Annotated in this window: 13 protein-coding genes; all 13 read right to left on the bottom strand. The window is 27.6% G+C overall.

Going from position 1 to position 11,264, the window contains the following annotated elements; translation table 11 throughout:
* Positions 1-154: 154 nt before the first annotated feature.
* The 13 genes from CLOACE_RS06175 to prfA all read right to left on the bottom strand — a co-directional run bounded on the left by CLOACE_RS06175 (position 155) and on the right by prfA (position 11,185).
* On the bottom strand, positions 155-835 hold the full coding sequence (locus CLOACE_RS06175; RefSeq protein WP_070110233.1) for a F0F1 ATP synthase subunit A: 681 nt from the start codon (positions 833-835) through the stop codon (positions 155-157).
* A 15-nt stretch (positions 836-850) separates the two neighbouring features.
* On the bottom strand, positions 851-1,210 hold the full coding sequence (locus tag CLOACE_RS06170; RefSeq protein WP_070110232.1) for an ATP synthase subunit I: 360 nt from the start codon (positions 1,208-1,210) through the stop codon (positions 851-853).
* Positions 1,211-1,734: 524 nt separating this feature from the next.
* The gene (locus CLOACE_RS06165; protein WP_070110231.1) at positions 1,735-2,925 is read right to left on the bottom strand and encodes an acetyl-CoA C-acetyltransferase; all 1,191 of its coding nucleotides are present in this window, start codon (positions 2,923-2,925) and stop codon (positions 1,735-1,737) included.
* 149 nt (positions 2,926-3,074) lie between these two features.
* Positions 3,075-4,223 carry a non-hydrolyzing UDP-N-acetylglucosamine 2-epimerase gene (wecB, locus tag CLOACE_RS06160; RefSeq protein WP_070110230.1) on the bottom strand — a complete coding sequence of 383 codons (1,149 nt, stop codon included), beginning with the start codon at positions 4,221-4,223 and terminating at the stop codon, positions 3,075-3,077.
* Between the two features lie 27 nt (positions 4,224-4,250).
* Positions 4,251-5,282, bottom strand: coding sequence for an MraY family glycosyltransferase (locus tag CLOACE_RS06155; protein WP_084027566.1), 1,032 nt, complete (start codon positions 5,280-5,282; stop codon positions 4,251-4,253).
* A gap of 2 nt (positions 5,283-5,284) precedes the next feature.
* A complete protein-coding gene (locus CLOACE_RS06150) occupies positions 5,285-5,773 on the bottom strand; it encodes a deoxycytidylate deaminase (RefSeq protein ID WP_070110229.1) in 489 nt (162 codons plus the stop codon).
* A gap of 172 nt (positions 5,774-5,945) precedes the next feature.
* On the bottom strand, positions 5,946-6,575 hold the full coding sequence (gene upp / locus CLOACE_RS06145; protein WP_070110228.1) for a uracil phosphoribosyltransferase: 630 nt from the start codon (positions 6,573-6,575) through the stop codon (positions 5,946-5,948).
* Positions 6,576-6,615: 40 nt separating this feature from the next.
* Complete coding sequence (gene rpiB / locus CLOACE_RS06140; RefSeq protein WP_070110227.1) at positions 6,616-7,065, bottom strand: ribose 5-phosphate isomerase B; 450 nt, start codon at positions 7,063-7,065, stop codon at positions 6,616-6,618.
* Between the two features lie 68 nt (positions 7,066-7,133).
* On the bottom strand, positions 7,134-7,589 hold the full coding sequence (locus CLOACE_RS06135; protein WP_070110226.1) for a low molecular weight protein arginine phosphatase: 456 nt from the start codon (positions 7,587-7,589) through the stop codon (positions 7,134-7,136).
* Between the two features lie 17 nt (positions 7,590-7,606).
* A complete protein-coding gene (locus tag CLOACE_RS06130) occupies positions 7,607-8,659 on the bottom strand; it encodes an L-threonylcarbamoyladenylate synthase (RefSeq protein ID WP_070110225.1) in 1,053 nt (350 codons plus the stop codon).
* 33 nt (positions 8,660-8,692) lie between these two features.
* Complete coding sequence (locus CLOACE_RS06125; protein ID WP_070110224.1) at positions 8,693-9,415, bottom strand: ZIP family metal transporter; 723 nt, start codon at positions 9,413-9,415, stop codon at positions 8,693-8,695.
* Between the two features lie 73 nt (positions 9,416-9,488).
* Positions 9,489-10,091: a hypothetical protein gene (locus tag CLOACE_RS06120; RefSeq protein WP_070110222.1), complete on the bottom strand. Its 603-nt coding sequence runs from the start codon at positions 10,089-10,091 to the stop codon at positions 9,489-9,491.
* Between the two features lie 20 nt (positions 10,092-10,111).
* Positions 10,112-11,185 (bottom strand): peptide chain release factor 1, encoded by a 1,074-nt coding sequence (prfA, locus tag CLOACE_RS06115; protein WP_070110220.1) that lies wholly within the window; start codon positions 11,183-11,185, stop codon positions 10,112-10,114.
* Between the last annotated feature and the right edge of the window lie 79 nt (positions 11,186-11,264).

The raw sequence follows: 11,264 nt of genomic DNA, 5'->3' as shown, positions 1-11,264 counted from the left end.
CTATAAATAGATAGGCTTTTTTGTCATGCCACAAAATATTAATTTTATAATTTTTATTATTTAAAGTAAGTCATATAGTAATTTTGTGATTTTCAAAGCTATATTTTCATAATTAATTAACAGAACCATTAATTTTATTAAAATAATTTTTAAATTAATGTTCAGCTATTATTTTTATATTAATCATAGTTAACATAGTAAAAATAAACATTTGCATTACCCCATCAAATACATCAAAGAATGCATGAGCTGGTATTGGAATTCCTATTTGAGCAAACCAACCTAATCTTGCTAATGAATTATAAATAATATCTATAACAACTACCGCAGCAGTCATATTACCAAATAGTCTTAAGCTTAAAGATATAGGAAGCATTATTCTTTCAAGTAAATTTAGTGGCAATAAAAATAAAAAAGGTTCTCCATATCCTAATAAATATCTTTTTATTCCTACCTTTTTTATAGCATTAAATTGAACTATAAAAAAAGTAATAGCTGCTAATCCCAAAGCTATATTAATATCTCCTGTAGGTGGCTTTATTCCTATTAATCCTGTCAAATTCATTAATAAAATAAATATAAATAGTGTTCCTATATACGGAGAAAAGTTTTTATATTCTGAACCCATATTTTCCCCTACTAAATTATTAATAAATTGTACAAAAGACTCTAATATACTTTGTTTTCTATCTGGTACTCTTTTTAAATCTTTAGTTAATACTATTGATATCACCGCTACTATTAATATTATTATCCATTGAATTATTATGCTGGAGGTTATTCCAATATTATATCCAAATAAATTAATATTAAATAACGACTTAATTTCTTCCAATAACCCTCACTCCTTTCATTTATTTTTAACATTAATACTATATAATATTAACGGGATAAAATGTAAAGTGTATCCAAATACATAAGCTATTACATTATATTTGTTGTTCTTATAAAATAAAAAGCCAATAAAAGCTGTTATTACAATTCTAAAAATAAAACTAGCTAAACTTATACTTTTTATCTTTCCCACATTAACAGCATAGTTAATAAGTATAGTGTTAATTACAAAATTAATTAAAGCTATAAATAACCCTAAAAAAAGTACAACTGAATATTTCTTAAATGTAAAGTAAATTAAAGTTGAAAAAATAATAGCTATAATCAAATCATATATAATTATTTTTTGCAACATCTGTTTAACATCATTATTCAATTTATTTTCCTCCGGTTTATTATGATAACTAATTATATATTTTAACTTTACATAACAAAAACCTAATATTTAAATATTATTCTCCTTTTTTAATGTTTTTATGGATTTTTTCAATATAAAAATTTGTTTTAGTCTCCAATGCTTTATTTATTTAAGTTATTCTTTAATACCGAAAAAATTTTTATGCGAATTTCATTTTTCTCAATATTCAGACTTTGTTATTGTTTTTTATACTCTTTTATGCTTCTTTGGTAACATTTTACACCTATAGAAAACGTTTATTTTTTTACATTTTATGTATAATTAACAGTATTATATCCAAATTGTTTTTTAGGTTTTTTTATTAGCATGACATGATATTAATTATCTTATTCACACTTTTAACACATTTTTAACATTTTTTTTAAAAGATTTATTATAAATAGAAAAGATGCATTAATAAACTATAATATAAGTTTATTAATGCATCTTTTTTTAAAAATAAGGACTAGGAAAAATTCCTAGTCCTTATAATTATATGTTAATTATTCACATTTTTCAACGATAAGAGATGTTCCCATTCCTCCGCCTATGCAAAGAGTTGCTAAACCTTTTTTAACTTCTGGTCTCTTTTGCATTTCATGAAGAAGAGAAACTAATATTCTTGCTCCTGAGCATCCTACTGGGTGTCCAAGTGCTATAGCTCCACCATTTACGTTTACTTTTTCCATTGATTTATCAAATCCTAAGTCTCTAGCTACTGCTATACTTTGAGCTGCGAAAGCTTCGTTAGCTTCGATTAAGTCCATATCATCTATAGTTAATCCAGCTCTTTCAAGAGCTACTCTTGTTGCTCCTACTGGTCCGTATCCCATGATTGATGGGTCAACACCCTTTGAACCATAAGAAACTATTTTAGCTAATGGCTTAATTCCTAATTCTTTAGCTTTATCTGCACTCATTACGATTAATGCTGCAGCACCATCATTGATACCGGAAGCGTTTCCAGCTGTAACTGTTCCGCCTTTTTTGAATGCTGGTTTTAATTTAGCTAAAGTATCTTTAGTTGTTCCGAATCTTGGGAATTCGTCAGTATCAAATACTTTTTCGCCTTTTCTAGTCTTTATTACTACAGGAACTATTTCATCTTTGAATCTTCCTGATTTAATAGCTGCTTCTGCTTTTTGTTGTGAAGCTGCTGCAAATTCATCTTGTTCTTCTCTTGTGATTCCCCATTTTTCAGCAATATTTTCAGCTGTTATACCCATGTGGTAATTGTTGAATGATTCCCATAAGCCGTCCTTTATCATAGTATCTACTAATTTAACGTCTCCCATTCTAGCGCCCCATCTATTAGAAGCTACAGTATAAGGAACAGCTGACATGTTTTCCATACCACCTGCTAATACAACATCAGCATCTCCTGCTTTTATTAATTGAGCTGCTAAAGATACTGCTCTTAAACCTGATCCGCAAACTTTATTTAATGTCATTCCTGGAACTTCTACTGGTATTCCAGCGTGTACCATTGATTGTCTTCCTGGGCTTTGTCCTTGACCAGCTTGAATAACGCAACCAAATATAGCTTCATCGATTGCTTCTGGTTTAATTCCAGCTCTTTTTATAGCTTCTTTCATAACTATTGTTCCTAATTCAACAACAGGAACATCCTTTAAAGTACCACCATAACTACCAATAGCAGTTCTAACTGCACTTACAATAACTACATCTTTCATTAGTAACCCTCCTCAAATATTTATTATTCATTTTTTTTAAATTTACAAAGTTTTCTGTCAACATCTTCATTATACACAATATTATTCTTTTAATCAATATATTTTGTTAAAAAAAAAACAAACTTTTTTGTAAATTAAATTTATAACAATTATAGAAATTCCTTACATGGATTATTTGTTAATCCATAGTAATATAATATAAAATCTACTATTCTTAATGAAGCTTTCCCATCACCATATGGATTTACAGCTTTACTCATCTTATTATATTCTTCTCTATTTCTTATTAATTTATTACCTTCATTTATTATATTATTTAAATTTGTTCCTACAAGTTTTACAGTTCCTGCTTTAATTGCTTCTGGTCTCTCTGTTACATCTCTTAGTACAAGCACTGGTTTCCCTAAATGTGGAGCTTCCTCTTGAAGTCCACCAGAATCTGTCATTACCATATAACATTTATTCATTAAATTATGAGTTTCTTTTGTATCTAGTGGTGGTAATAAATGTATTCTATTTACTCCTTCTAAGTGTTTATATACAATATTTTTAACCACAGGATTCAAATGTACCAAATACACTATTTCAACATCTTTATTATTTTCAACTATATTTTTTAAAGAAATACATATATTTTCTATACCTTCACCCCAGTTTTCTCTTCTATGAGCTGTAACCATAATTACCTTTTTATTGTTGTAATCGATTTTATTCAACTCTTCATTGTTAAACACATAACCATCTTCTACAGTAAAATCCATAGCATCTATTACAGTATTTCCTGTTACAAAAATTTGTTTTTCATTTATACCTTCTTTTAAAAGATTATTTTTAGACCCTATAGTAGGTGAAAAATGAATATCTGCTATAGAACCTGTTAGCTTTCTATTCATTTCCTCTGGAAAAGGAAAATATTTATCATAAGTCCTAAGTCCAGCCTCTACATGTCCTACTTTTATTTTCTGATAAAATGCAGCTAAAGCCCCTGCAAAAGTAGTAGTAGTATCTCCATGTACTAAAATTAAATCTGGATTTTCTTTTAAAAATATTTCTTCCATTCCTTCTAGCACTCTATTAGTTATACCTGTCAATGTTTGCTTTGTTTTCATTATGTTTAAATCGAAATTAGGCTCTATGTTAAATAAGTTTAATACTTGATCTAACATTTGTCTATGCTGAGCAGTTACACAAACCCTGTTATCTATTTCATTTCTACTAGATAACTCCTTGACTAAAGGTGCCATTTTTATGGCTTCTGGTCTAGTTCCAAAAATAGTTATTATTTTAATTTTATCCATTGTTATTCCTCCATTTTTATGTACTCTTTAATCTGTATGTTTAAAAAATCCACACTTCCAAGCTACAATTACTAGTATAAGTATTACTGTAGCTAAAACAAAATAAGAACGCTGACTACTTATTTGCATAGCAATTATAGCAAAACTGCCTAAAACAGCACTGACTAAATACATTATAATTACAGCTTGTTTTTGAGTAAGTCCTAAACCTAATAATCTATGATGTAAATGTCCTTTATCTGCTTGCATTATAGGCTTTCCATTTATTTTTCTTCTAATCATAGCAAATAATGTATCATATATAGGTAAACCTAATGCAAGTATAGGCACTGCTATTGCAAAAGCAGTAGCGGATTTTATAGCTCCTTCTATGGATATAGATGCCAGTAAAAACCCTAGCAATTGTGATCCAGTATCACCCATAAATATAGAAGCAGGATTAAAATTATAGGGTAAAAATCCTAATATAGAACCACTTAATATTGCCATTAATATAGCTGCTTCGTTTCTTTGATTTAATAGAGCTATAACCAATATAGTTATAGAAGATATAAGTGCTACTCCTGCTGCTAATCCATCTAATCCATCTATTAAATTAAATGCATTAGTAATTCCTATAACCCATATTATAGTAAGGGGTATAGAAAAACATCCTATATTTATATATTGATTATATGTAAAAAAAGGATTAGTAATAATTTTTATCTTTACTCCAAAAAATATTAAGAAAATTGTAGCTGCTATTTGAAATAATAATTTATATAAAGGTTTTATATCCCACTTATCATCTATAAAACCTCCTATTAATATAATTGTAGCTCCTATAATTATACCTAATTCAGAATTAGATAATTTGCCTAATTTAAATATTAAAGTTAGTATAAAAGATATATAAATAGCTAATCCACCTAAAAGAGGTATAGGTTTTTTATGAATTTTTCTTTTACCTTTTGGTATATCTATAACATTAATATGAAAAGCAAATTTTTTTACAAAAGGAGTTAGCATAAAAGATATTGTAAATGCTAATATAGCTAAAATTAAAAGTCTATTAATCATATTTAATAAGCTCCTTCTCCATATAACGAGTCATCATTTTCAAGCCATTCTTTTATATAAATAACTCTATACTCTGTATTTGTATCTCTTATAATAATTTTTTCTATTCCTGCATTTATTATAAATCTTTTACATAGTGAACAGGGAGCAGCATTTTTAACAAGTTCTCCAGTACTTTGTTCTTTTCCCACAAGGTACATAGTACTTCCTATCATATCTTGCCTTCTAGCAGAAATTATAGCATTTTGTTCTGCATGTACAGACCTACATAGCTCATATCGTGTTCCTCTAGGAACTCTTAACTCTTCTCTTCTGCAATATCCCAAATCACAACAATTTTCTCTTCCTCTAGGTGCTCCTGTATACCCTGTAGCTATTATTTCATCATTCTTTACAATAATAGCTGCAAAATTTCTTCTAAGACAAGTTCCTCTCTCTAAAACTGTTTCACATATATCTAAATAGTAATTAATTTTATCTATTCTCTTCATATTTTCCTCCTAATTTTCTATAAACATAATTTTATTATTTAATAAATCTTATATTATTTTATAATAAAACTATTATAATTAAAAGTAAATATTGAGCTATCATTGTAAAGTATAAAGTATTAAAGTAAAATAAAAAAACAAAAGTAGTTTAGTCTACTTTTGTTTTTTTATTTTACTTTGTTCCAAACAATCTATCTCCTGCATCACCTAATCCAGGTACTATATATCCTTTTTCATTTAATTTTTCATCTATTCCAGCTACATATACATCTACATCAGGATGTGCTTTTACTACTGCGTCTATACCTTCTGGAGCAGCTATAAGACACATAAGTCTTATGTGTTTTGCTCCTCTTTGTTTTAATAAAGTTATAGCATCTGTAGCTGATCCTCCTGTAGCAAGCATAGGATCTGTTACTATAACATCTCTATCTCCTATATCTTGTGGAAGTTTACAAAAATATTCTACTGGTTTTAAAGTTTCTTCATCTCTATAAAGTCCTATATGTCCTATTTTAGCTGCTGGAATTAGTTTTATTATTCCTCCAACCATGCCAAGTCCTGCTCTTAATATTGGTACTATAGCAACTTTTTTTCCTGCTAACATTTTACATTTAGTTTTGCATATTGGTGTTTCTATTTCTACTTCTTCAAGTTGTAAATCTCTAGTTACTTCGTAAGCCATAAGCATTGCTACTTCTTCAACTAATTCTTTAAAATCTTTGGAACCTGTATTTTTATCTCTTATTAAAGATAATTTATGTAATATTAATGGGTGGGCTATTTGTGTTACTTTACTCATGTTCATTCCTCCTAAAAATAACATTTATTTAAATAATTTTTTACTTACAATATTTTTTCTCTACTTCTGATATTTTATCTATTCTTCTTTGGTGTCTATCACCTTGAAATTCTGCACTTAAAAATGTATCAACTATATCAAGAGCAAGACCTAATCCTACAATTCTCTGACCTAAAGCTAGTATATTAGCATTATTATGTTCTCTACAAGCATGAGCACTAAATGTATCACTACACAAAGCAGCTCTAATTCCAGGCACTTTATTAGCTGCAATGCTAATTCCTATACCTGTACCACATACTAAAATTCCAAATTCAAATTCTTTTGATTTTACTTTTTCAGCTACTTTTAAAGCAAAATCAGGATAATCACAAGATTCCTCAGTATAAGTTCCAAAGTCTTTAATTTCAATATGTTTAGATTTTAAATGCTTTATTATTTCCTCTTTAAGAGGCAAGCCAGCATGATCACTACCTAAAGCTATTTTCATATTTTAATCCTCCTATTATATATTTAAAATCCATTAGGATTTTTATCGCAAAAAAAGAAGATATAGTATTAAAAAATACCTTTATCTTCTTTCAATTTTTCAATAAGTAATATTATACTATCTTTTAATTGTAAAATAGTATTCTTATAAACAATAAAATCTCCTCCATAAGGATCAATAATATCCTCTTCGCTTCCTATATATTCATTTAAAGTGTATACTTTATTATGTAAATTTGGAAAGGCACTTAAAATAATTTCTTTTATACATTTAGTCATAGTTAAAATTAAGTCATTATCTTTTAGCATTTTTTCTGTTAATTGAACAGCTTTTCTTCCATTTAAATCTATATTAAAATCTTCTTTTAATACCTTAACTGCATTTTCAGAGGCAACACTATTTTTTACAATAGAAATTCCTGCAGAAAAAGCATTTATACCTTTTATATAACATATATTATTAAATATAGCTTCTGCCATACAACTTCTGCATGTGTTTCCTGTGCATACAAATAGTATTCTCATAACTAACCTCCTAAATACTATAATTTTATAATATTAAATCCTGCTGATTTATTTAATCTGTTCATTACAGCAATTCCTACTCCTTTGAATTCAAAGCCCTCTGCAAGTATAACATCCACATTATTATCATCAAACATTCTTAAAGTTTCAAATAAATTTTGAGCTACTGTCTCCATATGTTTTCTAGTACCTACAGATATAACTACTCCCTTAGTATATTTGTGTTTTGTTTCATCGGTTGCCATAATGCCTACTACTTTATTTTCACTTATATAATTTTGCACCATTTCATTTATTTTTTCAATAGTTTTTTGCAAATCTCCTTGAATTATTTTTACTGGAGCTTTTGGTGCATAATGCCTATATTTCATGCCTGGAGCTTTTGGCTTAAAATCTTTTTCTGGTTTTTTCATTATTGCTGGATCTATATATATATTGCTATCTATTTCTTTAAGCATTTCAAGAGTAATTCCACCAGGTCTTAGTACACAAGCAGGATAATTAGTACAATCTATTACTGTAGATTCTACTCCTATATCACATTTTTCTCCTCCTATTATGTACTCTATTTTCCCATTTAAATCTTCTATACATCTTTCTACATCTGTAGGACTTGGTCTTCCAGATATATTTGCCGATGGAGCTGCTATGGGTAATTTACATTCTTTTATAAATTCTTTTGCTATTTTATTAGAAGGCATTCTTATTCCTATGCTATCCAAACCAGCACTAGTAACGTCTGGTATTATATCAGATTTTTTCATTATTATAGTCATAGGTCCTGGCCAAAATTTATTCATTAATTTATGTGCTATATCCGGTATTTCTTTAACTAATGGATCTATTTCATCAAAATCTGATACATGAACAATTAAAGGATTGTCTTGAGGTCTTCCTTTAGCCTGAAATATTTTTTTTACAGCTTCACTATCTAATGCATTAGCCCCTAATCCATAAACTGTTTCTGTAGGAAAAGCAACAAGACCTCCTTTTTTTATAATATCTGCTGCTTCTTTTATGTATTTTTTATCAATATTGCAACTATCTATCATTACTATTTTTGTATTCATTATAATTTCATCACCTTTTAACATTAAGTATTTTTATAATATATGAGTTATTAACATTCCTAAAATAATTCCTAATAAGGTACCAATTGTACTACTAATACCCTTCCAAAGTTTAGAAGACTCTGGTATCATTTCTCCACACACCACATAAAGCATTATACCCGAAGCAAAAGAAATACATGCCTCTAATATATTCTTTGATATTCCTCCTATAAATACACCTACAAAAGTGCCTATAGCTGTTGGAAGCGCTGTTAAAAAAGAATAAACTAAAATCTTACTTATATTTACTTTTGAAGCCATTAAAGGTGCTGATACCGCTATTCCTTCTGGTATATCGTGAATGGTAATTACTATAGCCATTTTAATTCCTAAAATACTGCCTGCAGCAAATCCACATCCCATTATTATACCTTCTGGGAAATTGTGAATCATAAGTGCTGCTGCAGTAATTACTGCCATTTTTATATTATTATCCTGTATTTTAGGTTTTAATTTACTATCTATAAAAGCTATAATAATAATTCCTAATACGCAAAATAATATTGTACCTAAAAAATTCCAATTATTAAGAGACTCTGGTATTAAATCAAACATTACTATTGAAAGCATAAGACCTGCAGCAAAACCAACAATAGTTCCTAACAATTTATTAGACGGATTTTTAATAATAACTCCTAAAGAAGCTCCTAACATAGTTCCTATTAATGATATAACACTTCCTAATAAAGTTATATAAATTATATAATTATTCAAGAAATCACCTTTTTAAAATATTGTTTACATTTCAATATTTATTTTAAAATTAATAGAAATATTCTTGAATACATTAAATATTAATTTCTCTATACATTTTTATTTTATTAATAGCCTCTTTGTCAAAATAAGCTTTTACACAATTTCTATATAAAACATCTAAAAGTAAATACCTGTAATATTTCCCTTTTGATATTATTGTATAAAACAGCTCCTCATTACAATAAATTTTCTTTAAATTTATATAATAATCTTCCATAAGAGGATGATTTAAAATAAAAGTTTCTTTTAGAGCTAACATCCTATCATTCCTAAACTTAGAAGTAGATATTAATATTATTTTAAAATCTTCTTCATTGTCATATTTTCTAATAAACTTTTCTATACCTATAAACACTACCTTATCCCATACAATATTTATCTCTTCTGAAAATATACCTGATTTAATTTTAATTTTATAGCTATCTTTTTTTATTTTTAAATATTCATTATTGATTCTAATAAGTACAACTAGTAAAAGAAGTATTTCGTTTATTATCAAATACATTATAAAAAATAAATTTGCTTTTTTATATAAAAATAAAAGTAAAGGAAGTGTAAAAAAAACAAAGCACATAAATAGCATAAATCTCTTATAAGACTTATTTTGCTTTTTTATGGCTTTATTTATATTCATATTTTCCCTCTTTTCGTATATTAATTATTTCCTAAATCTTTCATCTTTTCCGATTGATCCACTGTAACTAAAGCTCCTATTATTTCATCTATATCTCCGTCTAATATATATTCTAATTTATATAAAGTTAATCCTATTCTGTGATCAGTTACTCTACCTTGTGGATAGTTATAAGTTCTTATTCTTTCACTTCTATCTCCTGTTCCAACTTGGCTTTTTCTATCTTCAGCTATACTTTCTCTTCTTTCAGATTCTGCTTTCTCATAAATTCTAGCTTTTAAAACTTTCATAGCTTTTTCTTTATTCTTAAGCTGAGACTTTTCATCTTGACAAGATACAACAATACCTGTAGGTAAATGAGTAATTCTTACAGCAGAATCAGTAGTATTTACGCATTGTCCCCCATGACCTGAAGCTCTAAATACATCTATTCTTAAATCATTTTGATTTATAACTATATCTACATCTTCAACTTCTGGTAAAACAGCTACTGTAGCAGTAGAAGTGTGTATTCTTCCACTAGATTCTGTATCAGGTACTCTTTGAACTCTATGAACGCCACTTTCATATTTTAATCTACTATAAGCTCCTTTTCCCTTTATCATAAATACAATTTCTTTAAATCCACCTATATCCGTAGCGTTAACACTTATAGTTTCTACTTTCCAATTCTTACGTTCTGCATATCTTGTATACATTCTACATAAGTTTGCTGCAAATAAAGCCGCTTCCTCTCCTCCTGCACCAGCTCTTATTTCTATAAAAACATTCTTTTCATCATTAGGGTCTTTTGGTAAAAGTAGCAGTTTTAATTCTTGATCTAGGTCTTCTTTTTCTTTAATTAATTCTTTTAATTCTTCTTGTGCCATATCCTTTAATTCTTTATCTGTTTCTTCTTTTATTATTTCTTTATCTGCTTCTATATCTTCTTCAACTTTTTTATATTCTCTATATTTTAATGTTATGATTTCTAATTCTGCATGTTCTTTACAAAGTTTTTGCCACTCTTTTTGATCTTGCATAATTGCAGGGTCGCTTATTTTTATAGATAATTCTTCGTATTTATTTTCTATGAAGTTAAGTCTTCCTAACATATTTATCACTCCGTATATATATTTTAACAATTAATAATTATAACATAATAAATAAAAATTAATCAATTAATTTTTATTT

This window comes from Clostridium acetireducens DSM 10703 (assembly GCF_001758365.1).
GTDB lineage: Bacteria > Bacillota > Clostridia > Clostridiales > Clostridiaceae > Clostridium_C > Clostridium_C acetireducens.
Note: the sequence above shows the minus strand (reverse complement) of the source record. Positions and strands in the feature narration are given on the sequence as shown.

Coding starts and splice junctions, on each gene's coding strand:
- CLOACE_RS06165 (WP_070110231.1), bottom strand. CDS start 2,925: ATGAAAGATGTAGTTATTGTAAGTGCAGTTAGAACTGCTATTGGTAGT.
- wecB (WP_070110230.1), bottom strand. CDS start 4,223: ATGGATAAAATTAAAATAATAACTATTTTTGGAACTAGACCAGAAGCC.
- CLOACE_RS06155 (WP_084027566.1), bottom strand. CDS start 5,282: ATGATTAATAGACTTTTAATTTTAGCTATATTAGCATTTACAATATCT.
- CLOACE_RS06150 (WP_070110229.1), bottom strand. CDS start 5,773: ATGAAGAGAATAGATAAAATTAATTACTATTTAGATATATGTGAAACA.
- upp (WP_070110228.1), bottom strand. CDS start 6,575: ATGAGTAAAGTAACACAAATAGCCCACCCATTAATATTACATAAATTA.
- rpiB (WP_070110227.1), bottom strand. CDS start 7,065: ATGAAAATAGCTTTAGGTAGTGATCATGCTGGCTTGCCTCTTAAAGAG.
- CLOACE_RS06135 (WP_070110226.1), bottom strand. CDS start 7,589: ATGAGAATACTATTTGTATGCACAGGAAACACATGCAGAAGTTGTATG.
- CLOACE_RS06130 (WP_070110225.1), bottom strand. CDS start 8,659: ATGAATACAAAAATAGTAATGATAGATAGTTGCAATATTGATAAAAAA.
- CLOACE_RS06120 (WP_070110222.1), bottom strand. CDS start 10,091: ATGAATATAAATAAAGCCATAAAAAAGCAAAATAAGTCTTATAAGAGA.
- prfA (WP_070110220.1), bottom strand. CDS start 11,185: ATGTTAGGAAGACTTAACTTCATAGAAAATAAATACGAAGAATTATCT.